Origin of the sequence: Sphingomonas kyeonggiensis (assembly GCF_030812785.1) — a bacterium.
Lineage (GTDB): Bacteria > Pseudomonadota > Alphaproteobacteria > Sphingomonadales > Sphingomonadaceae > Sphingomonas > Sphingomonas kyeonggiensis_B.
Genome location: NZ_JAUSTJ010000001.1, coordinates 746,307 through 772,312 on the forward strand (window position 1 = coordinate 746,307; position 26,006 = coordinate 772,312).

At 68.4% G+C, this 26,006-nt stretch carries 29 protein-coding genes; 21 read left to right on the plus strand and 8 right to left on the minus strand.

Annotation, left to right across the window (positions count from 1 at the left end):
• Nucleotides 1-62: 62 nt before the first annotated feature.
• Both J2W22_RS03725 and J2W22_RS03730 read right to left on the minus strand, forming a co-directional pair.
• Nucleotides 63-722: a DUF6891 domain-containing protein gene (locus J2W22_RS03725; RefSeq protein ID WP_307116915.1), complete on the minus strand. Its 660-nt coding sequence runs from the start codon at nucleotides 720-722 to the stop codon at nucleotides 63-65.
• Between the two features lie 75 nt (nucleotides 723-797).
• Nucleotides 798-2,255: a S41 family peptidase gene (locus J2W22_RS03730; protein WP_307116916.1), complete on the minus strand. Its 1,458-nt coding sequence runs from the start codon at nucleotides 2,253-2,255 to the stop codon at nucleotides 798-800.
• Nucleotides 2,256-2,382: 127 nt separating this feature from the next.
• Here J2W22_RS03730 and J2W22_RS03735 point away from each other — a divergent pair, with 127 nt between their 5' ends.
• Complete coding sequence (locus tag J2W22_RS03735) at nucleotides 2,383-2,892, plus strand: 2'-5' RNA ligase family protein (RefSeq protein ID WP_307116917.1); 510 nt, start codon at nucleotides 2,383-2,385, stop codon at nucleotides 2,890-2,892.
• On the opposite strand, the gene ung is transcribed toward J2W22_RS03735, so the two are convergent.
• A complete protein-coding gene (gene ung, locus J2W22_RS03740; protein ID WP_307116918.1) occupies nucleotides 2,881-3,582 on the minus strand; it encodes a uracil-DNA glycosylase in 702 nt (233 codons plus the stop codon). The two genes, J2W22_RS03735 and ung, sit on opposite strands and share 12 nt — an antisense overlap.
• Before the next feature lie 31 nt (nucleotides 3,583-3,613).
• The gene (locus tag J2W22_RS03745; RefSeq protein WP_307116919.1) at nucleotides 3,614-4,300 is read right to left on the minus strand and encodes an endonuclease III domain-containing protein; all 687 of its coding nucleotides are present in this window, start codon (nucleotides 4,298-4,300) and stop codon (nucleotides 3,614-3,616) included.
• An 82-nt stretch (nucleotides 4,301-4,382) separates the two neighbouring features.
• Between J2W22_RS03745 and J2W22_RS03750 the strand changes: the two genes are divergently transcribed.
• The 3 genes from J2W22_RS03750 to J2W22_RS03760 all read left to right on the plus strand — a co-directional run bounded on the left by J2W22_RS03750 (nucleotide 4,383) and on the right by J2W22_RS03760 (nucleotide 5,773).
• Nucleotides 4,383-4,730: a GFA family protein gene (locus tag J2W22_RS03750; protein WP_307116920.1), complete on the plus strand. Its 348-nt coding sequence runs from the start codon at nucleotides 4,383-4,385 to the stop codon at nucleotides 4,728-4,730.
• 39 nt (nucleotides 4,731-4,769) lie between these two features.
• Nucleotides 4,770-5,141 carry a tRNA-binding protein gene (locus tag J2W22_RS03755; protein ID WP_307116921.1) on the plus strand — a complete coding sequence of 124 codons (372 nt, stop codon included), beginning with the start codon at nucleotides 4,770-4,772 and terminating at the stop codon, nucleotides 5,139-5,141.
• An 80-nt stretch (nucleotides 5,142-5,221) separates the two neighbouring features.
• Nucleotides 5,222-5,773 carry a hypothetical protein gene (locus tag J2W22_RS03760; RefSeq protein ID WP_307116922.1) on the plus strand — a complete coding sequence of 184 codons (552 nt, stop codon included), beginning with the start codon at nucleotides 5,222-5,224 and terminating at the stop codon, nucleotides 5,771-5,773.
• 116 nt (nucleotides 5,774-5,889) lie between these two features.
• Here the strand turns inward: J2W22_RS03760 and ubiG are convergent, their stop codons facing one another.
• Entirely contained in the window at nucleotides 5,890-6,621 is a 732-nt protein-coding gene (gene ubiG / locus J2W22_RS03765; protein ID WP_307116923.1) for a bifunctional 2-polyprenyl-6-hydroxyphenol methylase/3-demethylubiquinol 3-O-methyltransferase UbiG, read from the minus strand.
• 82 nt (nucleotides 6,622-6,703) lie between these two features.
• Here ubiG and J2W22_RS03770 point away from each other — a divergent pair, with 82 nt between their 5' ends.
• The 3 genes from J2W22_RS03770 to J2W22_RS03780 all read left to right on the plus strand — a co-directional run bounded on the left by J2W22_RS03770 (nucleotide 6,704) and on the right by J2W22_RS03780 (nucleotide 10,276).
• On the plus strand, nucleotides 6,704-7,984 hold the full coding sequence (locus J2W22_RS03770) for an aspartate kinase (RefSeq protein ID WP_307116924.1): 1,281 nt from the start codon (nucleotides 6,704-6,706) through the stop codon (nucleotides 7,982-7,984).
• A 178-nt stretch (nucleotides 7,985-8,162) separates the two neighbouring features.
• Nucleotides 8,163-8,927: a hypothetical protein gene (locus J2W22_RS03775; RefSeq protein WP_307116925.1), complete on the plus strand. Its 765-nt coding sequence runs from the start codon at nucleotides 8,163-8,165 to the stop codon at nucleotides 8,925-8,927.
• A 317-nt stretch (nucleotides 8,928-9,244) separates the two neighbouring features.
• Nucleotides 9,245-10,276, plus strand: coding sequence for an NAD(P)H-dependent flavin oxidoreductase (locus J2W22_RS03780; RefSeq protein ID WP_307116926.1), 1,032 nt, complete (start codon nucleotides 9,245-9,247; stop codon nucleotides 10,274-10,276).
• A 19-nt stretch (nucleotides 10,277-10,295) separates the two neighbouring features.
• Here J2W22_RS03780 and J2W22_RS03785 read toward each other — a convergent pair whose 3' ends face one another.
• A complete protein-coding gene (locus J2W22_RS03785) occupies nucleotides 10,296-11,252 on the minus strand; it encodes a hypothetical protein (RefSeq protein ID WP_307116927.1) in 957 nt (318 codons plus the stop codon).
• The gene (locus J2W22_RS03790; protein ID WP_307116928.1) at nucleotides 11,252-11,596 is read right to left on the minus strand and encodes a PadR family transcriptional regulator; all 345 of its coding nucleotides are present in this window, start codon (nucleotides 11,594-11,596) and stop codon (nucleotides 11,252-11,254) included. The genes J2W22_RS03785 and J2W22_RS03790 overlap by 1 nt, the downstream gene beginning before the upstream one ends.
• A gap of 321 nt (nucleotides 11,597-11,917) precedes the next feature.
• On the opposite strand from J2W22_RS03790, the gene J2W22_RS03795 reads away from it, so the two are divergent.
• The 7 genes from J2W22_RS03795 to J2W22_RS03825 all read left to right on the plus strand — a co-directional run bounded on the left by J2W22_RS03795 (nucleotide 11,918) and on the right by J2W22_RS03825 (nucleotide 20,352).
• On the plus strand, nucleotides 11,918-12,421 hold the full coding sequence (locus J2W22_RS03795; RefSeq protein ID WP_307116929.1) for a hypothetical protein: 504 nt from the start codon (nucleotides 11,918-11,920) through the stop codon (nucleotides 12,419-12,421).
• 74 nt (nucleotides 12,422-12,495) lie between these two features.
• Complete coding sequence (gene ptsP, locus J2W22_RS03800) at nucleotides 12,496-14,775, plus strand: phosphoenolpyruvate--protein phosphotransferase (protein ID WP_307116930.1); 2,280 nt, start codon at nucleotides 12,496-12,498, stop codon at nucleotides 14,773-14,775.
• A gap of 109 nt (nucleotides 14,776-14,884) precedes the next feature.
• The gene (locus J2W22_RS03805; protein WP_307116931.1) at nucleotides 14,885-15,820 is read left to right on the plus strand and encodes a helix-turn-helix domain-containing protein; all 936 of its coding nucleotides are present in this window, start codon (nucleotides 14,885-14,887) and stop codon (nucleotides 15,818-15,820) included.
• A 91-nt stretch (nucleotides 15,821-15,911) separates the two neighbouring features.
• Entirely contained in the window at nucleotides 15,912-16,886 is a 975-nt protein-coding gene (locus tag J2W22_RS03810; protein WP_307116932.1) for a tetratricopeptide repeat protein, read from the plus strand.
• Nucleotides 16,864-17,865, plus strand: a complete 1,002-nt coding sequence (gene tilS, locus J2W22_RS03815) for a tRNA lysidine(34) synthetase TilS (RefSeq protein WP_307116933.1) — start codon at nucleotides 16,864-16,866, stop codon at nucleotides 17,863-17,865. Before J2W22_RS03810 ends, tilS begins: the two co-directional genes overlap by 23 nt.
• A 67-nt stretch (nucleotides 17,866-17,932) precedes the next feature.
• Nucleotides 17,933-19,897 (plus strand): ATP-dependent zinc metalloprotease FtsH, encoded by a 1,965-nt coding sequence (gene ftsH / locus J2W22_RS03820; RefSeq protein WP_307116934.1) that lies wholly within the window; start codon nucleotides 17,933-17,935, stop codon nucleotides 19,895-19,897.
• 74 nt (nucleotides 19,898-19,971) lie between these two features.
• Nucleotides 19,972-20,352 (plus strand): hypothetical protein, encoded by a 381-nt coding sequence (locus J2W22_RS03825; RefSeq protein WP_307116935.1) that lies wholly within the window; start codon nucleotides 19,972-19,974, stop codon nucleotides 20,350-20,352.
• Nucleotides 20,353-20,356: 4 nt separating this feature from the next.
• On the opposite strand, the gene J2W22_RS03830 is transcribed toward J2W22_RS03825, so the two are convergent.
• On the minus strand, nucleotides 20,357-21,445 hold the full coding sequence (locus J2W22_RS03830) for a DUF3667 domain-containing protein (protein ID WP_307116936.1): 1,089 nt from the start codon (nucleotides 21,443-21,445) through the stop codon (nucleotides 20,357-20,359).
• A gap of 27 nt (nucleotides 21,446-21,472) precedes the next feature.
• On the opposite strand from J2W22_RS03830, the gene J2W22_RS03835 reads away from it, so the two are divergent.
• The 7 genes from J2W22_RS03835 (at nucleotide 21,473) to J2W22_RS03865 (ending at nucleotide 25,973) form a co-directional block, all read left to right on the plus strand.
• Nucleotides 21,473-22,726 carry a glutamate-5-semialdehyde dehydrogenase gene (locus J2W22_RS03835; protein ID WP_307116937.1) on the plus strand — a complete coding sequence of 418 codons (1,254 nt, stop codon included), beginning with the start codon at nucleotides 21,473-21,475 and terminating at the stop codon, nucleotides 22,724-22,726.
• 31 nt (nucleotides 22,727-22,757) lie between these two features.
• A complete protein-coding gene (locus tag J2W22_RS03840) occupies nucleotides 22,758-23,012 on the plus strand; it encodes a CopG family ribbon-helix-helix protein (protein WP_307116938.1) in 255 nt (84 codons plus the stop codon).
• A complete protein-coding gene (locus tag J2W22_RS03845) occupies nucleotides 23,009-23,296 on the plus strand; it encodes a type II toxin-antitoxin system RelE/ParE family toxin (protein WP_307116939.1) in 288 nt (95 codons plus the stop codon). The genes J2W22_RS03840 and J2W22_RS03845 overlap by 4 nt, the downstream gene beginning before the upstream one ends.
• Nucleotides 23,185-23,961: a nicotinate-nucleotide adenylyltransferase gene (locus J2W22_RS03850; RefSeq protein WP_373422935.1), complete on the plus strand. Its 777-nt coding sequence runs from the start codon at nucleotides 23,185-23,187 to the stop codon at nucleotides 23,959-23,961. Before J2W22_RS03845 ends, J2W22_RS03850 begins: the two co-directional genes overlap by 112 nt.
• Before the next feature lie 80 nt (nucleotides 23,962-24,041).
• Nucleotides 24,042-24,350 (plus strand): ribosome silencing factor, encoded by a 309-nt coding sequence (rsfS, locus tag J2W22_RS03855; RefSeq protein WP_116840187.1) that lies wholly within the window; start codon nucleotides 24,042-24,044, stop codon nucleotides 24,348-24,350.
• A 23-nt stretch (nucleotides 24,351-24,373) separates the two neighbouring features.
• Nucleotides 24,374-24,796 (plus strand): 23S rRNA (pseudouridine(1915)-N(3))-methyltransferase RlmH, encoded by a 423-nt coding sequence (locus tag J2W22_RS03860; protein WP_307116941.1) that lies wholly within the window; start codon nucleotides 24,374-24,376, stop codon nucleotides 24,794-24,796.
• A gap of 4 nt (nucleotides 24,797-24,800) precedes the next feature.
• Complete coding sequence (locus J2W22_RS03865; protein WP_307116942.1) at nucleotides 24,801-25,973, plus strand: murein hydrolase activator EnvC family protein; 1,173 nt, start codon at nucleotides 24,801-24,803, stop codon at nucleotides 25,971-25,973.
• Nucleotides 25,974-26,006 lie beyond the last annotated feature (33 nt).

Sequence of the window (26,006 nt, forward strand, 5' to 3'; positions counted from 1 at the left end):
GCCGGCGAAAACACGCTTTTTGGCGTGTACTTCGTGTACTTTGAACCCGGCGCCGGGCCGGCTCAGAGCCCCCGGCGCCGCTTCCAGTCGAGCGTCACGCCGATGCGCTTGTCCCAGCTGCCGTCCCACTGCGTCTCCAGGCCGTGTGCCTCGAGCTCGGCGACGATCTCGCGGCCCACGGCCAGCGCGGCGTCCTCGCCTTCGTCACAGGCGCCATAGTTGAGGTAGAGCCCGCCGCCGTCCACCGCGCCCTCGGTGTCCTGCATGTGGTAAAAGGCATAGCCATGCGCCGGGGCGCCGGTCTCCTCGACCGCGCGGACCTCGTCCCAGATCTCGGTGGCGCCGCAATTGCCGCAGCAGCTGAAGTTCTGGCGGGCGATCACGCCGGCCTCTTCCAGCGCGGCGAAGGCGGCGTCGAGCCGGTCGCAATCGGTCTCCTCGGGCCATTGGCGCTCGGCATAGCGCTGCTCGGCCAGCGCCTCGCGCAGCGCCTTCTGCGCCATCGGGCGAAGCGCGTCGGGGGTCAGGTCGTCGGCAAAGGCGTCGGCCGCGTTGGTCAGGATCGCGTCCTCGTCATAGAAGCCGCTCGCCACGTCGCGGCGGATCTGGTCGCGCACCCATTCGGCCTTTTCCTCCGGCGGCGTCGCCGGGGGCGCCAGCACGGCCTCGGTTTCCGTCTCGGGCGCGCGCTTGCCGAACAACCGGCCGAACAGCGACTTCATCATTTCCTCCATCGTCCGGAGGGCAAGATAGCAACTGCCGCGCGCTACGCCTATGCCGCGCGCCGCAAAAACGGGTCAGAACATGCCCGGCACGTCGCGCTGCGGGACGCTCGGCTTTGCCGGAGTGAGCAGCTCGTTGCCGGGCGTCGCGGCGCCGGTCTCGTTCAGGCTGCGCGCCGCGGCGGTGGCGGTGACCGCGCTGATCGCGGTGCAGCTCTTGCCCTGGATGAAGTCGAGCGCGGCGCGGGTCGATGCCTCGCGCGGGTCGCCCAGCTGATAGGCGATGTCGTCCGATGCGCGGCAGCTCGCCTTCACCGTGCCGGCCAGGCCGGAGAAATAGGCGCCCTGATGGTCGCGATTCTCCAGCGCGAAGGCGATGATGCGGAAACGGTCGTCGCAGGCGGTCTTGTCGATCGCGATCTGGCCGACTGGCTTGCCATAGGTGTTGGTGCCGACCAGCGCCATATTGGTGCCGAGATAGGGCAGCATGCCGGCGGCGACGAGCTCGCTGGCCGATGCGGTGCTGGAGGTGCCGATGAACGCGATGCGGGTCGGCGCGATCGACTGGGTCTGCGGCGCGAAATAGGCGGTCTCGTTCTCCGCCGACTTGCTCGGGCGGAAGGTCATATAGTCGAACACGTCCGAGGTGCTGCGATTGGCCCCCAGCAGATTGCCCATCAGCTCGGCGATCGAGACCAGGCCGCCGCCATTGTAGCGCAGGTCGATGATGACCTCGGTCACCCCTGCCGCCTTGAACTGGGCGAAGGCGGCGCGCAGCGGCGAATCGGCGGTGTTGATGAAGGTACGCAGGTTGACATAGCCGACGCGGTGGCCGCCATCGTCGATGATCTTGGCGCCGTAGCGCGACGAGACCGGGGTGAGGGTATAGTCGGTCTTGGAGATGGTCACCACGCGGGTGCCCGCCGCCGCGTCGCTCACCCGCATCACCCGGCTGGTGCCCGCGGTGCTCGGGCCGAGCGCGTTGGTCAGCGCATCGGTGCCGCCCGCGGCCAGGATGTCGCTGACATTCTGCAGGTTGCCGGTGGTGGTGCCGATCGCCTGGATCTCGGTGCCGCGGTCGATCCCGGCGGCCAGCGCGCTGGTGCCCTCGAAGGTCTCGGCCGAATAGAGGCGGTTGCCGCTCAGGTAGAGGCGGAAGCCGAAGCCCGCGCTCGAGCCCGAATTATAATAGGCATTCTCCTCGGCGATCGAGGTGACATAGGTGAAGTAGCGGTCGCGGCCCTGGGCGCGCGCGGTGGCGGTGAGCGCGTCGACATAGGCGCCGACGGTCGAATAGGGCGCCGGGTCGAGGCTGGCGGGCAGCGTCTCGGGGAAGAGATACCATTCGTTGAGCTGCGCGGCGGCCCAGGTCTGGCGTTCGCGCAGGCTGCAGCCTGCCGCCGTGGTGGGGGTGGGCGTCGGCGTGGAGGTGCCCGTCGATCCGCCCCCGCCGCCCGAGACGGAACCGCTCCCGCCACCGCCGCTGCAGCCGGCCAGGGAAAGCGCGATCAGGGCGGTCAGGGTGCGGCGCATCGGTGTCTCCTTGGCCCGAGCTTAGGCTCAGGAAATTTGCGAGTCATCCCCTTGTTATTGCCGGATTCGACTCAATGCACGGAAAGGAACATAAAGCGAACATATCAGGTGAGTCGAAAGCATGGGAATGTCCGAGCCGGTCCTGTACGTCATGGCCAAGCCTCCGCCGGAGGTGCGCCCGGCCCTGCAGCGCTTCCGCAGCGCGCATCGGCTGGACGCGCATTATCCGCCGGACCACTGGCACAGCACGATGCTCAAGCTCGGACTTGCCCGAGACTGGGCGCCGCACCAGCTGGACCGGCTCCGCGAGGAACTCGGCGCGCTCTGTTTCGATCCGTTCGACATGGTGTTCGACGCGATCGACGGACGGGCGCTGCGGGGCCGCAAGGGGATGCCGGCGCCGGCGGCGTTCCACCGTGCGCTCCGCCGCGCCGCGCGGCGTTGTGGCGTGGAGCTGCCGGTGCACAATTTCTGGCTGCACCTCAGCCTCGCCTACAAGGGCATGGGCGTGCCGCGCGCACCGATCGATCCGGTCTCCTGGCGCGTGGAGGAATTCCAGCTGATCCGGAGCGACCATGGCCATGCGACGCTCGGCCGCTGGCCGCTAATCCAGCGCCAATACGCCTTAGCCCTGTAGCGGAGGCAGCGCCCAGTCGATCGGCTTCTGCCCGACGCTCTTCAGGAATTCGTTGGCCTTGGAGAAGTGCTTCGAGCCGAAGAAGCCCGAATAGGCGGAAAGCGGCGAGGGATGTGGCGCCTTGAGCACCAGGTGCCGCCCGCCCCGGTCGATCGAGTCGACGAACGCCGCCTTCTTCTGGGCATGGCTGCCCCAGAGCAGGAAGACCACCGGCTCGGCGCGGGCGTTGACCAGCCGGATCACCGCATCGGTGAACCGCTCCCAGCCACGCCCCTGATGCGATGCCGCCGCGCCCATCTGCACGGTCAGCACCGCGTTGAGGAGGAGGACGCCCTGCTCGGCCCAATGCTCGAGGAAACCGTGCCGCGCCGGCGGGATGCCGAGGTCGGCCTCCATTTCCTTGTAGATGTTGACCAGGCTCGGCGGGGTGCGCACGCCCGGCTTGACCGAGAAGCACAGGCCATGCGCCTGGCCCTCGCCATGATAGGGGTCCTGGCCCAGGATGACGACGCGGACATTCTCCAGCGGCGTCAGGTCGAGCGCGCGGAACCACTCGCTGCCCGCCGGGAAGATGCGCTTGCCCGCCGCCTTCTCGGCGACGAGGAACTGGCGCAGCGCCGCCATGTACGGATCGGCGAACTCGCCTTGCAGCGGTTCGAGCCAGCTCGGATGGAGTTTCACCTCGGCCATGGCCCTCCTGTCCGAAAGCCCGGGCGCGCTGTCAATTGCTACGCGAACGGCAATCGGTCCGAAGCGGGCAGCGGGCGCAATCGGTGGCGTCGAAGCGGCAGAGCGTCTGGCCCAGCTTCTTGGTGCCGATATGGAAATCGAGGAAGTCGCCGCCCTGCCATTCGGGCATCGCCGCGGTCACCGCCTCGCTCGCGTCGCGCCCCTCGGCGCTGCGCCGGACGAAGCCGGTGCGCTGGAGCACGCGCAGTACATGCGTGTCGACGATCAGCACCGGCCGGTCGAGCGTGCTGGCGTTGAGCGTCGCCGCCGCGACCTTGCGCCCCACGCCCGGCAGCCGCTCGAGCCAGGCGAGCGCCTCGCCCAATGGCAGTGCTCCCAGGAAGCGCAGGTCGAAGGTCCTGCGCTCCGCCGCGATCCGCCCGAGCGCGCCGATCAGATAGCGCGCCTTGTCCTCGGCATGGGTGACCGCATGGATGGCGCGCAGCACCTCGGCCGGCCCCGCCGCCAGCACCTGGCCCGGCGTGCCGAAGCGCGCGACCAGCCGGTCATAGGCGGCCAGCGACACCGGGTCCTTGGTCCGTCCGCTGATCAGCGACTTGACCAGCGCTCCGATCGGCGAGCGGCGCGGCAGGGGACCGGCGAGCGCGCGCATCGGCTCCAGCGCTTGCTGCCAGCGCGCAATATCGTCATGCCCATGGAAGCCGAAGCCCGATTGCATGCGGCTATGAATAGAACATAATGAGAACGAGAACAATGGGGCAGCCCGCGCGTTGCCCCGCAAAAGAACAGAGGAGGAGACGATGCCGTTCACCGGAAGCTGCCATTGCGGCGCGATCGCCTATACGGTCGACGAGGATCCGCCCCGCCAGGCGATGGCGTGCAACTGCTCGATCTGCCGCCGCAAGGCACCCCTCCACCACTTCACCACGCCGGACAAGTTCACCCTCCACACCCCGCGCGACGCGGTGGCGACCTATGAGTTCAACCATCACGTCATCCAGCACCATTTCTGCAGCAACTGCGGCGTCGCGCCCTTTGCCGAGGGCCGGGGGCCGAACGGGCCGATGGTCGAGATCAACCTGCGCTGCGCCGACGGGGTCGATCTCGATGCGCTGAACGTCCAGCAGTATGACGGGGCGGCCCGCTGAGACTGGCCGTGGCGGCGGGGCAGTGGCATGGGGCCTCCCATGCACATGACTCACGATCCCGCCGCCCAGGCCGCCGAGACGATCGGCTTCGACCAGTTCCTCGCCGTCGATATCCGCGTGGGCACGATCGTCGAGGCCGAGGCATTCCCGGAGGCGCGCAAGCCCGCCTTCAAGCTGCTGATCGATTTCGGCCCGACGATCGGCCGCAAGCGCTCCTCGGCGCAGATCACCGAGCACTACACGCTCGAGCAGCTGCCGGGCCTGCAGGTCGCCGCCGTGGTCAATTTCCCGCCGCGCCAGATCGGCAAGTTCATGTCCGAGGTGCTGACGCTCGGCTTCCCCGATGCCGAGGGCAAGGTGGTGCTGTTCCACCCGAGCGAGAAGGTGCCGGACGGCGGCCGGCTGTTCTGACCGGTACCGCTAACAATTCCGATTGAAACGAGCCGGACACAAGCATAGCCTCCCCACAAAACAACAAGGGGAGGCACCTAATGACCATGCGACTGGCGCTCGCCGCCATTGCCATGACGATTCCGGCCGGGCTCGCCGCGCAGACGGCACTGGCCGAGCCCGAGATCCTCAACAACGCCAATCCGGACAGCTTCCAGGTCTATGGCCTGCCGGGCGGTGGCAAGCCGCAACCGGTCAAGGACGCCAAGGTCCAGTTCGGCAAGGCGATCCGGGTCGAGACGCCGGGCGGCGGCAATGCCTGGAGCATCGGGGTCAACTCGCCGCTCCAGCTGGGGGTGAAGAAGGGCGACAAGATCGTGATCGCCTTCTACGCCCGGGTGCAGAAGCCGGCCGAGGGCGCGACTACCGCCGAGATCGCCAACGCCCAGATCCAGCTCGCCGCGGCACCCTATACCCGGCTCTTCGGCAACCCGGTCACCGTGGGTCCGGAGTGGAAGCTCTACACCGCCGCCGGCCATGCCGATCGCGACTATGCCAAGGGCGAGCTCGCCGCCGCGCTCCACATCAACACCGCCAGGCAGGTGCTCGATATCGGCGCGATGGCGGTGCTGAACTATGGGCAGAAGCCCTGACGCCTACAGCCTGACCTGCTCCCCGGCGAAAGCCGGGGCCCAGGGTTTCTCTGCTGTGTCGCTTGTGACCCTGGGCCCCGGCCTTCGCCGGGGAGCAGGTTGTCGCGGAATAACGGCTACGCCCGCACCACCGTCACCAGATAGTTCAACGTCTCGCTGGTGCCGGTGACGAACCCGCGCGCCGGCGAGAAGCCCAGCCCCGTGCGGTCGATCACCTTCAGCCCGGCCGCCGCCAGCAACTCCTCCAGCTCCTCGGGGCGGAGGAACTTGTTCCAGTCATGCGTGCCCGGCGGGATCGCACCGGTGCCTTCGGCCAGCGTGATCATCGCCAGATGCGAGGCGAGCGTGCGGTTGGGGGTGGAGAGGAGCATCAGCCCGCCCTCGGCCAGCGCCCCGGCCAGCGCGCCGACGAACGCCGCCGGATCGGTGACATGCTCGATGACCTCCATCGAAGTGACCAGGTCGAAGCTGCGTCCCGGCAGGTCCTCGATCCCGCCCGCGATATAGTCGATGGCGAGCCCGGTCGCGGCGGCATGGGCGCGGGCGGCGCCGATATTCTCGGGCGCGGCATCGATGCCGGTCATCTTCGCCCCCAGCCGGGCGAGCGGCTCGGCGAGCAGCCCGGCACCACAGCCGACATCGATCGCGGTCTTGCCCGCCAGCGGCGCGAAACCCGCGCTGTCGCCGCCCCAATGCGCGTCCACCGCGGCGCGGATATAGCCCAGCCGCGCCGGATTCAGCCGGTGGAGCATCGCCGAGGAACCCTTCGGATTCCACCAGTCCGCCGCCAGCTTGCCGAAATGCTCAGCTTCACGCGGGTCAATCGTAGCTTTGGTTGCGCTTGCCATGCGCCGCTCCTATCAGGGCGCCCCATTATCGTCATCCCCGCAGCTGCGGGGACCAGGCCCGCAAAGCAGACAGGCTCTTTCCATGGCGCGTATCGTGATGAAGTTCGGCGGCACCTCGATGGCAGGCATCGAGCGCATCCGGAACGTTGCGAAGCGCGTCAAACGCGAATGGGATGCCGGCAACCAGGTCGCGGTGGTCGTCTCGGCAATGGCCGGCGAGACCGACCGGCTGGTCAATTTCTGCCGCGAGGCAAGCTCGCTCTACGATCCGCGCGAATATGACGTGGTCGTCTCGGCCGGCGAGCAGATCACCTCGGGCCTGCTCGCCGTGGCGCTCCAGGCGCTTGGCGTGCCGGCGCGTTCCTGGCTCGGCTCGCAGGTCGCGATCCACACCGATGCCGCGCACGCCAAAGCGCGCATCCAGACGATCGATTCTGCCGGGCTCGAAGCGGGCTGGGCGCAGGGCGAAGTCGCGGTGATCCCCGGTTTCCAGGGCGTGACCAGCGATGGCAGCAACCGCGTCACCACGCTCGGCCGCGGCGGCTCGGACACCTCGGCGGTCGCGGTGGCGGCCGCGGTCAAGGCCGATCGCTGCGACATCTACACGGACGTCGACGGCGTCTACACCACCGATCCGCGCATCGTCCCCCGGGCCCGCAAGCTCAAGAAGGTGACGTACGAGGAGATGCTGGAGCTCGCCAGCGTCGGGGCCAAGGTGCTCCAGACGCGCTCGGTGGGCCTGGCGATGAAGGAACAGGTCCGCGTCCAGGTGCTGTCGTCGTTCACCGGCGACGATGCCCCGATGGCGGACACGCTGCCCGGAACGATGATCGTGGGCGAAGAGGAGATTCAGGACGTGGAAAGCCAGCTCATCACCGGCATCGCGCACGACAAGAACGAAGCGAAGATCACCCTCACCGCGGTGCCGGACAAGCCCGGCGCGGTGGCGTCGATCTTCAATCCGCTCGCCGCGGCCAACATCAATGTCGACATGATCATCCAGAACATCGCGCACCAGAGCGCGGGTTCGGCGAGCGCGACCGACGTGACCTTCACCGTGCCGGCCGCCGATCTGGCCCGCTCGATCGAGGCGCTCAACCAGGCCAAGGGCGTGATCGGCTTCACGGACCTGCTCCAGGACACGCGCGTCGCCAAGATCTCGGTGGTCGGCGTCGGCATGCGCAGCCATGCGGGCGTCGCCGCGACGATGTTCAAGACGCTCGGCGAGCGCGGGATCAACATCCAGGCGATCACCACCTCGGAGATCAAGGTCAGCGTGCTGATCAACGAGGACGAGACCGAGCTGGCGGTGCGCATCCTCCACACCGCCTATGGCCTGGACGCGACCGACGAGGCCGCCTGACCGCGTCCTGCCGGATCGCGTTCTGACTGCGCGCTGCAACGAAGCGTAACATGCGGCGCGATGCTGCCATGTTTCGGTCGCGCTGCCGCCGCGCCGCCATGGTTGGGGGAAGTTCGTGATGCGGTGGCCTTCCCGTCTCTTTTCTGACTCGGGACTGCTCCGCAGGCGCGGCGCGGCCTTGCTGATCGCGCTCGTCCTCGAGCTGCTCCTGCTGGCGCTCCTGCTGTTCTTCGTCCCGCCCTTGCCGGGGCGCAAGCAGGGCAACAGCCTCAACACTTTCGGAATCGAGGCGTCGAAGGGCGAGGAGAGCCCCGACAAGAAGCCGGCCGAGAAGCAGCAGAAAAAGGCCGCGCGCGCGCAGAAGGCCCAGGCTCAGGCGCAGACCCAGCCGCCGCCTCCGGTGCCGGTGCCGATCGAGACGCCGGTGCCGGTCGGGCCGCCGACCTTCCTCAAGCTCAGCCGCAACGACTATCAGCAGGGCGATATCGCCAAGGTGCCCTCGCGTGCCGAGACCAGCGACGGCGCAGCCACCGAGACTGCCGATGCGGGCGGCGGGGGCGGGGCGGGCGACACGCCGGTCGCGGGCCGCAAGGGCCGCAACGGCGAGACGCTCTATGTCGCCGAATGGTATCGCGAACCGCGCAACGCCGAGCTCAATCCCTATATCAACCCGAACCGGGCGCGCTTTCCGGGCTATGGGCTGGTCGCCTGCCGGACGGTGGCGCGCTACAAGGTCGAGGATTGCTACGAGCTCGAAGAGACGCGCGGCACGGGCTTTGCCGGATCGGTCCGTCAGGCCGCCTTCCAGTTCCTCGTCCGTCCCCCGCGCGTCGGCAAGAAGCCGATGGTCGGCGCATGGGTGATGATCCGCATCGACTATCGCCAGACCAATCGCCCGTCGGCGGACATCTCGCCTTCGGGTCCGGGAAGCCGGGAGCCCTAGGCTCGGGGGGCGGCTCTGCTTGCAATGTAGGATTTCGCATGGTTGCGTCGAAGCATCGGGAAGCGCCCCCGATCGCTCTTTGACTGGTAGGAAATATAGGACCGGTCCGCTCGCTGGCCTGCGCAACAAGCTTGCGAGAGCCGCAGGGGCGCATGCTGCGCATATGTCGTGACCTTTGTGAACTTCCGGCCCGGCTGCGGCCCCGCGCTGTAGGATCGAACCGAGCCGCGAAAACCCGCTTCTGGCGTGTACTTCGTGTACTTTGGCGATTCGCGGGGGCCTTGCCGGGTAATGGCCTGGGCGGCTAGGCGAGGGGGATGACCAATGCATCTTCCATCGGCGCCGAGCGCCTGGCCCGCCGCATGGCGCGCGGCTGCGCGTTCCTGGGCACCGAGACCGCCATCCTGGGCGGCGCCATGTCCTGGGTGTCCGAGCGCAACCTCGTCGCCGCCATCTCCAATGCCGGCGGCTTCGGCGTGATCGCCTGCGGCGCGATGACGCCCGAGCTGCTCGACAAGGAGATCGCCGGGACCAGGGCGCTCACGTCGAAGCCCTTCGGCGTCAACCTGATCACCATGCACCCGCAGCTCTTCGAGCTGATCGAGGTCTGCAAGAAGCATGATGTCGGCCATGTCGTCCTCGCCGGCGGCCTGCCGCCCGCCGGCTCGCTCGATGCGATCAAGGCCAATGGCGCCAAGCTGATCTGCTTCGCCCCCGCGCTCAGCCTCGCCAAGAAGCTGATCCGCTCGGGCGTCGATGCGCTGGTGGTCGAGGGCATGGAGGCCGGCGGCCATATCGGCCCGGTCTCGACCAGCGTGCTGGCGCAGGAGATCCTGCCTGAGGTCGCCGAGCAGGTCCCGGTCTTCGTCGCCGGCGGCATCGGCCGGGGCGAGGCGATCGCCGGCTATCTCGACATGGGCGCCGCCGGCGTCCAGCTCGGCACCCGCTTCGTCTGCGCGACCGAGAGCATCGCCCACGCCAATTTCAAGAGGGCGTTCATCCGCGCCTCGGCCCGCGACGCCATCGCCAGCGTGCAGATCGATCCCCGCCTGCCGGTGATCCCGGTTCGCGCGCTCAAGAATGCCGCGGGCGAGCTGTTCTCCGCCAAGCAGCGCGAAGTCGCCCAGCTGCTCGACGAGGGCAAGGTCGAGATGCTCGAGGCCCAGCTGCAGATCGAGCATTACTGGGCCGGCGCGCTGCGCCGCGCAGTGATCGAGGGCGATGTCGAGCATGGCAGCGTGATGGCGGGCCAGTCGGTCGGCATGGTCTCGAAGGAGGAACCCGTTGCCGACATCATCGCCACGCTGATGGCCGAGGCGGCGCACGCGCTGGAGAAGCGCGCGGTCTAGACTCGGCCCGGGGAGCGCCTCAGCGGCGCTCCCGGTACAGCTGGTACAGCTCCTTCGCGCACTGGAAAGCCGTCGCCGCGGCGACCACGAGCACGGCGATCTCCAGGCTCTTGTCCAGGCTCTCCTGGATCCGCGCGGCCTTTGCCGTGTCGGTGCCGACAACGGTGACGATCTGCCCGGCCTCGTGCAGCACCTTGGCGATCAGCAGCGTGCCGGCGGTGCAGCCCAGGATCAGCGCGGCGCGCACCACCTTCCAGCCCGGGCGCAGGAAGCCGATCAGGCTCAGCACGATCCGCGCCCAGACCAGCAGCGCCACCGGCCAGTAGAGCGTCGCCCAGACCTGTGCGCCGGTGATGCGCACGCCGGCATCGTGCGGCACGAAGGGGAAGGTGAAGCCGCCTGCCCACCAGATCAGGAAGGCGATGCCGAAGCCGATCTCGAACAGCGGCTCCCAGCGCTTGCGCGGCGGCAGGTCGAGCCGGAGCTTGCCCAGGTCGGGCAGCTCCTCGGGCTTCCACTTGGCGAGATAGGCGTCGAGCCAGCCGAGCCGCTCGATCACGGCGAAGGACAGCGTGACCAGCGCGGCATTGTAGAGCAGCGAATGGGCCAGTTCGCCCGATCCGTGCGCGAGGGCACGGGCAAGGTTGCCGGTCACCACCAGGCCGCCGCCGATCTGCACCAGCTCGATCGCCGCGACCACGACCAGCACGACCTTGAGCACGAACCAGTAGAAGGGGAACACCTCCGCCCCGATCAGCGCGCGCTGCTCGTTATATTGCCCGGCGACAGCGATCGGATGGCCGAACTCGCGCAGCAGCTGGCTGACCTCGTCCTTGCCCAGCGGCCGGCCTAGGCTCTCCTCGCGATCCTCGATGCGCGCGGCGATCAGGTCGGCCAGCTCGGCGATGATGTCGTCGGCCTTGGCGGCCGGCAGGTTCCAGCGCACCGCGCCGAGATAGCGTTCGATGAGGTCCATCACTTGTCTCCCTGCGTCAGGCGGAGGATCGATTCGGAGATCGCGTTCCATTCGGCGAGCAGCTGGCCGAGCACGTCGAGGCCGACCGGGGTGAGCCGGTAGAAGCGCTTGTTGCGCTTGGCTTCCTCGCGCCACTCGCTGGTCAGTAGGCCCTGGGCTTCCAGCCGGCGGAGCAGCGGATAGAGCGCGCCCTCGTCGATCGGCAGCCCGGCTTCCTCCAGGCTGGTGCGCAGCGTGTAGCCATAGCGCTCCTCGCGCAGCGCGCCGAGCACCGCCAGCACCAGCGATCCGCGCCGGAGCTCGACGCGCAGCTTCTCGAACAGGTCTTCCTCGACCGGCATCATCCTGTGCCTCATATCGTGTATGACACATACTATGTAGCGCACAGTATATGTTGACGCAAGGGGGCACCGCTCGTTACGCAAGTGCTTGTAATTTGCGACGAATCGAGGCGGTAAACACCTGATTCACAAGCATTCTTCAGGCCGGATTCAGCGCGATGGGCAATGCTGCAGGCAGGGGATAGAGACCGGGGGGTTTCTTGCATGAAGAAGGTGTTTTGGAGCGCTGTTGCGCTCTGTGGACTCGCGTGTGCAATGCCTGCGCATGCGCAATATCGGGATGGCGGGATGGTCGATCGGCCGCTTCCGCCGACAGGCTCGACGATGAACCAGCTGATCCCGGCCATGGCCGCCGATGGCCGCTATGACACGGTCAATCACGACATCTCGCGTGATCAGATGGCCTGGCATATGCGGGCAGCGCTCAACGTGGCGGCGCTCGGCTGCCGCGACGCAGCGGAGCGCGAGACGGTGGCGGCCTACAATGCGATGCTCGGCCGGCACCGGGCACCGCTCGCCGCCGCCGATGCCGCGGTGAAGGGCCAGTATCGCGCCCGCTACGGCGCGGGCTGGGATTCGCGGCACGACCGCGACATGACCCGGGTATATAACTTCTTCGCCCAGCCGCCCGCCCAGCCCGGCTTCTGCCGCGTCGCGCGGGAGGTGTTGGTGGAGGTTGGACAAGTCGCGCCCGGGCAGTTCGCGGCCTTTGCCGCCGATGCGCTGCCGCGGCTCGAGCAACCCTTCACCGACTTCTACCGCGACTATGACGCGTGGCGCGCCGCCGATCGCGCCTGGCATGGCCAGCTGGCGAGCGTTCAGCGCTAAAACATACGGCGCCGTAACGGTTTGTGTTCGCCTGCGCATGGCGTGGGCGAACACAATCTGTTAGCGCCTTGCGCATGCCCGTTTCCGCCGCCGCCTCGGCCCGTGAAATCCTGACCCGCCTTCACGACGTGATGGCGTCGCGCAATCCGGCGCAGTCGAAGCTCAATTCGGTGGTGGGCATCATCGGCGAGGCGCTCGATAGCGAGGTCTGCTCGATCTACCTGCTGCGCGAAGGGCTGCTTGAGCTGTTCGCGACGCGTGGTCTGGCGCAGGAAGCTGTCCACGTCACCAAGCTCGCGCTCGGCGAGGGGCTGGTCGGCACGATCGCCCAGAATGTCGAGACGCTGAACCTCGACGAGGCCGAGATGCACCCCGCCTTCGCCTATCGGCCGGAGACGGGGGAAGAGGCGTTCCACAGCTTTGCCGGCGTGCCGATCATCCGGCGCGAGCAGTCGGTCGGCGTGCTCGCCGTCCAGCACGCCGAATCGCGGCGCTATGCCAGCGAGGAGATCGAGGCGCTGCAGACCGTGGCGATGGTGCTCAGCGAGCTGATCGCCAATGCCGACCTGATCGATCCGGCGAGCGCCGGCGGTTCCACCCGGCTCCAGTCGACCGCGCCCGAGCTCGGCCACGGCTTCAAGCTGGTCGACGGCATGGCCGCCGGCGTCGCGGTGTTCCATCAGCCGCGCATCACCATCGAGCATACCGTCGCCGAGGATACCGAGGCGGAGCGCCACCGTGTCTATGCCGCGTTCGACAAGATGCGTGAGCAGATCGACCGGATGGCCAGCCAGGCCGAGTTCGGCGTTGGCGGCGAGCAGGACGAGATCCTCGCGACCTACAAGATGTTCGCCTATGACGAAGGCTGGTCGCGCCGGATCAACGAGGCGATCGATTCCGGCCTCACTGCCGAGGCGGCGATCGAGCGCGTCCAGCAGCGCACCCGCCAGCGCATGCGCGAGATCGACGATCCCCTGCTCCGCGACCGGATGCACGATCTGGAGGACCTCTCCAACCGGCTGCTCCGTATCGTCTCGGGCCAGCTCGGCACCGCCGCGCAGATGGGCCTGCGCCAGGATTCGATCCTGATCGCGCGCAACCTGGGTCCCGCCGAGCTGCTCGAATATGACCGCCGCCGCCTGAAGGGCGTGGTGCTGGAGGAGGGCTCGCTCACCGCCCACGTCACCATCGTCGCGCGTGCCATGGGCGTGCCGGTGCTGGGCCGCGTCCGCAACATCCGCCAGCTGATCGCCGAGGGCGACATGCTCCTGCTCGACACGAGCGAGGAGAGCCTGTTCGTCCGCCCGACCCAGGCGATGCAGGAGGCGTTCGAGACCAAGCTCGAGCTCAGCCAGAAGCGTCGTGCCGCCTTCGCCCAGATGCGCGGCGTCGCGCCCGTCACTGCCGACGGGCACCGGGTGACGGTGATGGTCAATGCCGGTCTGCGCGACGATCTCGCCGCGCTCGACCTCACCGGAGCCGACGGCATCGGCCTGTTCCGCACCGAATTCCAGTTCCTCGTCTCGGCCACCCTGCCCCAGCGCGAGATGCAGCGCCGGCTCTACAAGGATGTGCTCGACGCGGCCGGCGACCGGCCCGTCACCTTCCGCACTGTCGATATCGGCGGCGACAAGGCGCTGCCCTATCTCAACCATGACGAGGACGGCGAGGAAGAGAACCCCGCGATGGGCTGGCGGGCGCTCCGCCTCGCGCTCGATCGCGATGGCCTGATGAAGGCGCAGGCGCGCGCGCTGATCGAGGCAGGTGCCGGGCGCACGCTCAACATCATGTTCCCGATGGTCTCCGAGCCCTGGGAATTCGATGCGGCGCGCGAGCTGTTCGAGGCGCAGCGCAACTGGCTCGCCGCGCGCGGTCGCAAGATGCCGACCGAGATTCGCTATGGCGCGATGCTCGAGGTGCCGGCGCTGGCCGAGGTGCTCGACGTGCTGCTGCCGCGGCTCGACTTTCTGTCGATCGGCACCAACGATCTCACCCAGTTCCTCTTCGCCGCCGATCGCGCGCATCCCAAGCTCGCGCTGCGCTATGACTGGCTCAGCCCGTCGATCCTGCGTTTCCTCCGGCGTGTGACCGCGCAGGCCCAGGCGGCGGGCGTGCCGGTGGGGGTCTGCGGCGAGATGGGCGGACGACCCTTGGAAGCGCTGGCGCTGCTCGGCCTGGGTATCGATCGCCTGTCGATCACTCCCGCCGCGGTGGGGCCGATCAAGGCGATGATCCGCTCGCTCGATCGCGCCGCGCTGATCGAGGCGATGGCCGCGATGCTCGCCGAGCCGGGCCGCTCGCTGCGCGATGCGCTCGAAGCCTGGGCAAGCGAACATTCCGTCGAACTGGCCTGATCTGCGGGCAAAATAGCCCCTGTCGGCGTTGACAGGGGCGGCGTGGTGAACGACAGCTTCAGCCGTGGCGGAAGCACCGGGCGCAACCCTTCCGCTACGGAGAGTATGGATGGAAGGCGAAGCCGCCGAAGACCCGAACCTGTTCCCCGCCACGGTGGGCGACAAGCTGCGTGCCGCGCGTGAGGCGCAGGGACTGGACCTTCCCGAGATCGCCTCGCGCACCCGGATTCCGCAGCGCCATCTCGAAGCGATCGAGAAGGGCAATTATGCCGGGCTTCCCTCGATCACCTATGCGCTGGGCTTCGCCAAGGCCTATGCCCGCGCCGTCGGTGCCGACGAGGTGGCGATCGCGCGCGATCTGCGTACCGAGCTGCACCGCAATCCCGAGCGCGCCGCGCCGATCCCCGCCTATGAGACCAGCGATCCGGCGCGCGTACCGCCGCGCGGCCTGGCGATCTTCGGCGCGCTGCTCGCTTTGGTCCTGATCGTCGGCGCGATCCTCTATTACGGCACCGACCTGTTCCGCGGCAGCGCGCCCGCGCCCGAGACGCTGGCGACCGAGGAGCCGGTGGCGAACACCGCCGACAACGGCATCGCCGGCAACGCGGTCGCGATCGTGCCGGTGGCAGCCGGCGGCCAGGTCTCGCTGATCGCGCTCGACACCGTCTGGATCCGCGTCACCGATGCCAAGGGCACCCGGCTCGTCGAGAAGGAGCTCGCTCCGGGCGAGCGCTATGACGTGCCGGCCGATGCCGATCATCCGCGCATCCGCACCGGCGGGCCGGAGAAGATCCAGGTGACGCTCAACGGCTCGAACATCGATCCGCTCGGTCGTGCCGGCACGACCGTCGATGTCGAGGTGAGCGCCGATGCGCTGCGCAACCGCAACCAGCCCGGCGCGGGCCCGATCGCGGGGTCGAGCCCGGCGGCCTCGTCCGCGGCGCCCGCCCGGCGCGAGCGTCCCGCGGCGGCGCGTCCGCCGGTCGTGGCGCCTGCACCTGTCGAGCCGCTGCCTGCGACGAGCACTGCCAACAGCACGCCATAAGGATTTTCCCCGGGACTGGCGGGGAGTGCCTCCTACCGGTTATAGCGAATGTCTGTTCACCTTGTTTGACCTGCACCGGGGGGTGTGATCGATGCGTTTTCTTCTCGCTGCAACGGCAATGGCCGTCGTCTTCGCTGCCGCCGGCACGGCTCAGGCCCAGGATTCGGGCATTTCCGGCCGCGTCGACCGGCTCGAGCGCGAGATGCGCGCCGTGCAGCGCAAGGTCTTCCCGGGCGGCGCCGGCCAGACCGTCGAGCCGCAGATCACGCCCGAGACCGACACCAGCATCCCCGGTATCCCGTCCAGCTCGCCGCTCAATGACCTCACCAGCCGCGTGACCGCGCTCGAGGAGCAGCAGCGCACGCTCACCGGCCAGGTCGAGCAGGGCCAGTATCGCCTGCGCCAGCTCGAGGACGCCTTCGCCGCCTATAAGCGGCTGACCGACAACCGCCTCAAGGCGCTCGAGGATCGCTCGACCGCCAATGCCGCGCTCGGCGGCGAGGACACTACCGTGCCCGGCGACACCGCCGGTGCGGTGATCCGCCCGCCCGCCCCGATCGGCACGCGCCCGTCGATCCCGGCGCCGGGATCGAGCACCACGCCTGCGAACACGCCGAAGCCGACCGGCACACGCGCCCAGCAGGTCGCCGCGATCGAGAAGCCGGCGACCGGCGATCCGGCCGAGGACGGCTATACCTATGGCTTCCGCCTGTGGCAGGCCAAGCTCTATCCGGAAGCGCGCCGCGAGCTCGAGGCGGTGGCGACCAAATACCCGACGCATCGCCGCGCCAGCTATTCGCAGAACCTGCTCGGCCGCGCCTATCTCGACAGCGGCGCGCCCAGCCTGGCGGCGGTCGCCTTCTACGAGAATTACAAGAAGAACCCCAAGGGCGAGCGCGCGCCCGACAGCCTCTATTATCTGGCCCAGGCGCTCATCAAGCTGAAGAAGCCCGCCAGCGAAGTCTGCAAGGTCTATACCGAGCTCGATCAGCTCTACGGCGACAAGCTGTCGATCGAGATGAAGACCGGTGTGGCCGAGGGCCGTGCAAGTCAGAAGTGCAAGTGACCGGCTGACGCTCGACCCGAACACGGTCGAGCGCTTCCGGCGCGACTGTGCGGCGCTTACCGGTGCCGCGCCTTCCCCGGACCATCCCCTCGCGCTCGCCGTCTCGGGCGGGCCGGACAGTCTTGCCCTGCTGCTGCTCGCTCATAATGCCTGGCCCGGCGCGGTGATCGCCGCCACGGTCGATCATGGCCTTCGTCCCGAAGCGGCGGAAGAGGCGGCACTGGTCCGGCGCCTGTGCAACCAGCTCGACGTGCCGCACGAGACGCTGGCCGGCACCGTCCCCGCCGCCGGCAATCTCCAGCAGGGCGCCCGGGCGCTGCGCTATGCCCTGCTCGCCGACTGGGCGATCGGCCGCGCCGCCTGGGTCGCCACCGCGCACCAGCAGGACGATGTCGCCGAGACTTTCCTGATGCGGGCGCGGCGCGGGGCCGGCGTGGGCGGCCTGGCGGCGATGGCGGCGGCGCGGCCGCTCGGCCCGGTCACGCTGATCCGCCCGCTGCTCGGCTGGACCCGTGCCGAGCTGGAGGCGCTGGTCGCAGCAGCCGGCATCGCCCCGGTCCGCGACCCCTCCAATGCCGATCCGCGCTTCGACCGCGTCCGCATCCGAGCGCTGCTCGCCGAGGCTGGGGACTTGCCCGCCGATCGCCTCGCGCTTGCCGCCGCGAATCTCCGCGATGCCGAGGATGCGCTCGCCTGGGCCGCCCAGCGCGAATGGCAGGCCCGGGCAACGGTTGCGCCGGATCGGGTGACGCTCGACCCTGCCGGCCTGCCCCGCGAGCTGCGCCGCCGCCTCGTCGAGCGCGCCGTCGCCGCGGTGCGCGCCGCGCATGGGCTTGGCCCCGACTGGCGCGAGACCGGGCTCGAGCCGCTGCTCGCCGCGCTCGATGCCGGGGGCACCGGTACGATTGCGGAAGTGATCGGCCGAACCAAAGCCGGTATCTGGCGTTTCGAACTGGCGCCGCCGCGTCGATCACACTGATCGACGCTGTTCCATTGCCATTAACTTGGCCGTGCCTATCTTGGTACGCGAAAGGTACCGATTCCGCATGAGCGACAACGACAAGAACCAGCAGGGTCCCGAAAATGGGGGCAACCCCTGGATGAAGAGCCTGTTGATCTGGGTGGGCATCCTGGCGGCGCTCGCCCTGTTCGTCAGCCTGTTCGGCAACAACAGCGCGCCGGCGACCGGCGACGCGATCTCCTATTCGCAGTTCATCGGCAAGGTGAACAATGGCGAGGTGAAGAGCGTCAACATCGCGCGCGGCACGGGCGTGGTGACGGGCATCTTCACCAACGACAGCAAGTTCCGCACGAACGCGCCCGAGGATCCCCAGATGATCCGCAACCTGCTCGACAAGAACGTGCAGGTCACCGCGCGTGCCGAGGAAGGGCCGAACATCTGGTTCTACCTGCTCTACCAGTCGCTGCCGTTCCTGCTGATGCTCGGCATCGCCTTCTTCGTGATCCGCCAGATGCAGAAGGGCTCGGGCTCGGGCGCGATGGGCTTCGGCAAGTCGCGCGCGCGCCTGCTCACCCAGAAGGAAGGCAAGGTCACCTTCGACGACGTGGCGGGCATCGACGAGGCGCGCGAGGAGCTCCAGGAGATCGTCGAGTTCCTCAAGGACCCGACCAAGTTCGCCCGTCTCGGCGGCAAGATCCCCAAGGGCGCGCTGCTCGTCGGCTCGCCGGGTACCGGCAAGACCTTGCTCGCCCGCGCCATCGCCGGTGAGGCGGGCGTGCCCTTCTTCACCATCTCGGGCTCGGACTTCGTCGAGATGTTCGTCGGCGTCGGCGCGTCGCGTGTGCGTGACATGTTCGAGCAGGCCAAGAAGTCGGCCCCGTGCATCGTCTTCATCGACGAGATCGACGCGGTCGGCCGTTCGCGCGGCGGCGGCATCGGCAACCAGAATGACGAGCGCGAGCAGACGCTCAACCAGCTGCTCGTCGAGATGGACGGCTTCGAGGCCAATGAGGGCATCATCATCATCGCGGCGACCAACCGCCCCGACGTGCTCGATCCCGCGTTGCTCCGTCCGGGCCGCTTCGACCGCCAGGTCGTGGTGCCGACCCCGGATATCGACGGCCGCGTGAAGATCCTCCAGGTCCATATGCGCAAGGTGCCGCTGGCGCCCGACGTCGATCCCCGCGTCATCGCGCGCGGCACGCCGGGCTTCTCGGGCGCCGACCTCGCCAACCTCGTAAACGAGGCTGCGCTGCTCGCGGCGCGCCGCGGCAAGCGCCTCGTCGCGATGAGCGAGTTCGAGGAGGCCAAGGACAAGGTGATGATGGGCGCCGAGCGCCGCTCGATGGTGATGACCGACGACGAGAAGCGGATGACCGCCTATCATGAGGCCGGCCATGCGATCGTCGCGCTGCACGAGCCGGCATCGGATCCGATCCACAAGGCGACGATCATCCCGCGCGGCCGTGCACTGGGCATGGTGATGCGCCTGCCCGAGCGGGACAGCTATTCGCTCCACCGCGACAAGATGCACGCCAACCTTGCCGTGGCGATGGGCGGCCGCGTCGCCGAGGAGCTGATCTTCGGCTATGACAAGGTCTCGTCGGGTGCCAGCGGCGACATCCAGAGCGCGACGCGCCTGGCGCGTGCGATGGTCACGATGTGGGGCATGTCGGACAAGGTCGGCCCGATCGAGCATACCTATTCGGACGACAGCTATCTGGGCCAGGGCGGGCTGCGCAATGCGCCGATGTCCAACGACACGTCGAAGCTGATCGACAGCGAGATCAAGAAGCTGGTCGAGGGCGGCCTCAAGCGTGCCCAGCAGCTGCTGACCGACCATAACGACCAGCTCCACGCGCTCGCCAATGCGCTGCTCGAATATGAGACGCTCACCGGCGAGGAGATCAAGCGCCTGATCTCGGGCGAGGATATCGGCCGCGAGGACCCGCAGAACATCCACCGTCCGGTGGCGGTCGCAGGCACCTCGATCCCCAAGATCCGCAAGCCCAAGGGCCCGTTCGGCCAGCCGACGCCCCAGGGCGCCTGACGCAGCGGCAGAAACGCTGCCGACACGCGAAGCGATTAGCCCCTCTTCGGACCATTCGGAGAGGGGCTTCTCATATGCGGGCGTCGATCGTCGCTTCCCTGCTTCTCGTCAGCATTCCGGCCTCCGCGCAACAGGCGCCGCCGGCAACGGCGCAGGCCTTCCTCATCCGGTGGAACGAAGTGCAGAGCCTCGGCCTGTCGCCGGTCTCGCCCGAGATGCAGGCGCTGCTCGCCGCGTTCGGCGAAGAGGCGGCGCGCTACAAGGAAACGCTCGCGGCCGATGCGAAGGCCGGCAAGCCACCGCGCGCCTGCCCGCGCAAGGGTAGCAGTGACACGATCGACCTTGGCGGGCTCGCTGCGTCCTTCGAAGCGCTCCCGGCGGATGCGCGTGCCGGACTGACCTTCCACGACGGCGTCTATGCGTTTCTCGACCGGCGCTATCCCTGCGCCGGCTGAGCCTTCAGCCGAACATCCCCAGCGCCACCAGGATCAGCAGGAAGATCACCAGGATCCAGCTGATGAAGAAGGTCAGCACCCAGGCGCGCATGAAGGCGGAGAACCAGCCGATGTCATAGGCCTGTTTGAGCTGGCGGGTGATGTGGACGAAGGGCACCAGCACCGCCACCGTCCATAGCGGACCGCCGCCCAGCCCGATCGCGTTGGCGATCGCCACCACGATGTAGAAGAGCGACATGAACGCGATCGAATAGGTGATGAAGATCGTGTGGTCGTACAGCTTGTACTGGCGCTTCCAGAAGAACAGCGCCCACAGGAACGGCAGCGACAGCGGGATCAGCAGCCAGGAGAATTTGTAGCTGGCCGACTGGAGCTTGTACATCATCAGCGCCGGGTTCTTCTGCCACTTCTCGATGCCGTGATCGAGCGCGTGCCAGCCGGTATGCGCCTCCGTCGTCGATACGTCGATCGGGCCGCCCTCCAGCGCCTTGCCCGCCTTGTCGAGCCCGGCGAGTTGCTGCTGCGCATCGGCGATGTCCTCGCGATACCTGGCCTTGTCGTCCTCGTCGTTCGCCTTGGCGAGCTTCTTCTGCGCCTTGTTCAGATCGTCCTGCGCGTCCTTCCTCGCAAAGTCGATCGCCGCCACCGGTTTGAGATTGCCGCCGCCCAGCTCGCTCGGCGCCGAGATGCCGACCCAGGAGAAGACCGCGAACATCGCGAAGACCGAGAAGAGGAAGATCGCCATCGGCGAGACGAAGCGCGCGCGCTCGCCGGCGATGTAGCGCTTGGTCAGCTCGCCCGGGCGCCAGGCGAGCATCGGCAGCGTGTTCCACAATTTTCCTTCGAAGTGGAAGACGCCGTGCAGGATATCGTGGCCGATCGCGTGCAGCGAGCGGTGGACATGCCCCGCCTGGCCGCAATTATGGCAATGCGATCCGATCAGCGCGGTCCCGCAATTGAGGCAGAGCCCATGGTCGTCGCCATGACCTTCGCCTGCGTTCGGCTCCACGGCGCGACCAAGCAACGCCCCCGTCGCCAGTTCCCCAGCTGCTTCGAGTTCCCCCACCATGGGCAGCAGGCCTATCAGCTTCATGTTGCACGTGCTAGGCGCATGCGCAGCATGACCGATACCGCTGCCCTGATCGCCGAAATGGCCGCCCGCGCCCGCCTCGCCTCGACGAAGCTCGCCGCGATGCCGACCCCGGCCAAGGCAGCTGCGCTGCGTGCTGCCGCCGCCGCGATCCGTGCCGATGCCGCCACGATCCAGGCCGCCAATGAAGAGGACATGGCCGCCGCCGAGGCGAACGGCCTGTCCGGCGCGCTGCTCGACCGGCTCAAGCTCGACGCGAAGCGGATCGAGAGCATGGCTGCCGGCGTCGAGGCGGTGGCCGGCCTCGCCGATCCGGTCGGCGACGTGTTCGACCGGGTCGAGCGCCCCAACGGCCTGGTCCTGACCCGGGTAAGGGTGCCGATTGGGGTGATCGGCATCATCTATGAGAGCCGGCCCAACGTCACTGCCGATGCCGGCGCGCTCTGCGCGATGGCGGGCAATGCCGCGATCCTGCGCGGCGGTTCCGAAGCGATCCGCTCGAACCGCGCGATCCATGCGGCGCTCGCCCGTGGTCTCTCCGAAGGCGGCATGCCCGCGGATGCGGTGCAGCTGGTTCCCGTCACCGATCGCGCCGCAGTCGGCGCGATGCTCACCGCAGAAGGCGCGATCGACATGGTGGTGCCGCGGGGCGGCAAGGGGCTGGTCGCCCGCGTCCAGGCCGAGGCGCGGGTGCCCGTGCTCGCCCATCTCGACGGGCTCAACCACACTTATATCGACGGCGCCGCCGATCCGGCGATGGCGAAGGAGCTGGCGCTCAACGCCAAGATGCGCCGCACCGGCATCTGCGGCGCGACCGAGACCCTGCTGATCGACCGCGCCTTTGCCGATCCCGCGCCGATCCTCGCCGGCCTGGCCGATGCCGGCTGCGAGCTGCGCGGCGACGCCGATGTCCGGGCGCTCGAGCCGCGCATGGTCGCGGCCAGCGATGAGGATTGGGACACCGAATATCTCGATTCGATCCTGTCGGTGAAGCTGGTTGACGGCGTCGATGCCGCGATGGCGCACATCGCCGCGCATGGCTCGCACCATACCGATGCGATCGTCACCGCCGACGAAGCCGTGGCGGAGAAGTTCCTCGCCCAGGTCGACAGCGCGATCGTGGTGTGGAACGCCTCCACCCAGTTCGCCGATGGCGGCGAGTTCGGGCTGGGCGCCGAGATCGGCATCTCCACCGGCCGGCTGCATGCGCGTGGACCCGTCGCGCTCGAAGGCCTGACGACGTACAAATGGGTCGTCCGCGGTACGGGGCAGGCGCGTCCTTGAAGCCTGTGTATCGAATGTATACATTCGTTGCATGACCAAGCCGGCCGTCATCACCGCCCGCCTCGACGAAGAGGGATTGGCAAGGCTCGATACGCTCGCCGGGATGCTTGAGCGATCGCGGGCTTGGATCGTGGCGAAGGCGGTTCAGCGCTATGTGGATGAGGAGCTGGAGTTTCGTGCCTTCATTCAAGAGGGCATAGACTCGGCCGATCGTGGCGAATTGATCAGCCAGGAAGACATGGAAGCCTGGTTCGAAGCCCGCCACCGGCAAGCCGCCGCTGAATGAATCGCGCTCGATGGACACCGCCGGCGCAGGACGACTTGGCCGCGCTGGACGATGAGTCTTCTCAACTGTCGCCAGAATATGCGCGGCGCATAGGGCGTGAAGCCTTGGCCGCGGCGCGTTTTCTGGCGGAGAATCCTGGAGCAGGCCCCGTGGTTGAAGGCCCAGTGCGCAAATGGCGCGTGCTGCGAACCGACTATGTTCTCCTCTATCGGATTGTCGCTGGCGGGGTGGAGATTCTTCGGCTCCATCACGCAATGCGCGATTGGCGGCCGCGTCGGCAATGAAGCGCATCGGCCTGCTCGGCGGCTCGTTCAACCCGGCGCATCTCGGTCATCGCAAGCTTTCGCTCCACGCGATCCGCGCGCTGGGGCTCGATGAAGTATGGTGGCTGGTCTCGCCCGGCAATCCGCTCAAGGACAGGGCCGGCATGGCGCCGTTCAAGGTGCGCATGGCCTCGGCCGAGCGCATGGCCCGTCACGCGCCGATCCGGGTGTCGGACATCGAGAAGCGGATCAAGACGCGCTACACCGCCGATACCGTCCGCAAGCTGCCCCGGCTCTTCCCCCAGCATCGCTTCATCTGGCTGATGGGCGCGGACAATCTCGCCCAGTTCCACAAATGGGAGCGCTGGCGCGATATTGCCGAGCAGGTTCCGATTGCGGTGATCGCCCGTCCGGGATATGATCGCGATGCCCATGCAAGTCCTGCAATGGGTTGGCTGCGGCGCGCTGTGTGGCCCGCAGGCCAGGCGAAGAACTGGACGCGTTGGAGATTGCCGGCCCTCGTGCTGTTGCGCTTCCGCCCCGATCCTACTTCGGCGACGAGCCTTCGGGCCGCCGATCCCGCCTGGCACCGGCGTTATGCGGGTACCGGTCAAAGTGATACTTTGACGGGATCGGATAAGGCGTCGTCTCCATCCCGACACCACACAGACCCGTTGCAACCCTAGGAGGCCCCTTGGCCACATCGCCCAATGTTCTGCGTTCCTCCGATGCCAAGGATGGCGTCGAGGCGCTGCACCAGCTCGTGATGGCGTCGCTCGACGACGATCAGGCGGTCGAGACGGTCTCGATCCCGCTTGCCGGCAAGAGCAGCATCGCCGACTACATGGTCGTGGCCTCGGGCCGCTCGACGCGCCAGGTCGCCTCGATGGCGATCAAGCTCGCCGACAAGATCAAGGCCGAGTTCGGCCGCACCCCGCGCGTGGAAGGCCTGCCCACCGCCGATTGGGTGCTGATCGACGCGGGCGACGTGATCGTCCACCTGTTCCGCCCCGAGGTGCGCAGCTTCTACAATCTCGAGCGCATGTGGTCGTTCGGCGAAGCCGGCCAAGCGTAATCCGGTAAGGGGCCGCGCGGGCGATGCAGCTACACATCGTCGCGCGCGGCAAGATCGGCCGCAGTCCGGAAGCGGAGCTGGTCGATCGCTATCTCAAGCGCATCCAATGGCCGACCCGGGTGACCGAGCTGCCCGATACCGGCGGCAAGGTCCCCGACATCTTGGGCACCACCCGGGTCGTCATGCTCGACGAGCTGGGCGAGAACCTGCCCTCCCGGGTGATCGCCGAGCGGCTCGGCGCCTGGCGCGACGACGGGGTGCGCGAGACGCGTTTCCTGATCGGCGCGGCGGACGGGTTCGACGATGCCCAGCGCGCCCAGGCAGACCTGCTGATCAGCTTCGGCCGCGCTACTTGGCCGCACATGATGGCCCGCGCGATGCTCGCCGAGCAGCTGTGGCGCGCCACCTCGATCCTTGCCAACCACCCCTATCATCGCGAAGGCTGAGCCCATGCTCCGCCCGCTCGTCCTTGTTGCCAGCCTGGTCGCGATCCTCGTCACCGGCAATCTCGCCGCGGCGCAGGCGCCGAGCCTGGCCGAGCAGCAGGGCCGGCTGCGCGACGCCACCGCCCAGTCCAATGCCGCCCAGGCCCGCAGCGCCGCGCTCGAGCGCCAGGCCGCCGCCGAAAGCAACCAGGCCGCCCAGGCCCGCGCCCGCGAGGCCGCCGCCGCCGAACGGATCAAGGCGGCCGAGGCCGACATCGCCGCCGCCCGCGCCCGAATCGGCATCGTCGATCGCCAGCTGGCCGGACAGCGCACCCGCGTCGCCGAGCGCCAGGGGCCGATCCTCCGCCTGATCGCCGCGCTCCAGTCGATGGCGCGCCGCCCGGCGGTGCTCGGCCTGGTCCAGCCCGGCTCGACCACCGACATGGTCCATGTCCGCGCCGTGCTCGGCACCGTCATGCCCGTGGTCGAATCGCGTACCCGCGACGTCCGCGCCGAGCTCTCCCGCATCCGCCAGCTCCGCGCCCAGGCGCTCGCCGCGGTGAACAGCTTCCGCGACGCCCGCCAGCGGATCGAGCAGGAGCGGATCGGGCTCGTGAAGCTCGAAGCCGAGCACCGCGCCCGCTCGGCGCAGCTTGCCTCCAGCGCGCTCGTCGAATCGGACCGCGCGATCGCCCTGGGGGAACGCGCCCGCGAGATCGTCGATCAGATCGAGACCAGCGGCGAGGCCGCCGAGATCCAGGCCGATCTCGCCGCACTTCCCGGCCCGCTGCCCCGCCCCGGCAGCGCCGTCGCCGCCACCGGGCCCAGGGGCGGCCCGCCCTATCTGCTTCCCGTCGCCGGCACGGTCGTCACCGGCATGGGCGAGCTTTCCCCCACCGGCGTGCGCGCGCGCGGCGTCACCCTCGCCTGCGCCGCCAACAGCGATGCCGTCGCCCCCACCGGCGGGCGCATCCTCTTCGCCGGCCCGTTCCGCGACTATGGCGGCGTCGTGATCATCGATCATGGCAATGGCTGGACCAGCTCGATCACCGGGCTCGGCGCCATCGCCGTCCGCGTCGGCCAGCAGGTTTCGCAAGGCACCCGCATCGGCCGCGCCCCCGAAACCGAGGCGCCGCGCATCACCGTCGAGCTGCGCCGCCGCGGCGAACCCATGGACCTGGCAAGGCTGCTCGGCTGAATCTGCCGTGCAATTGCCGCGATCCCGTCCTAG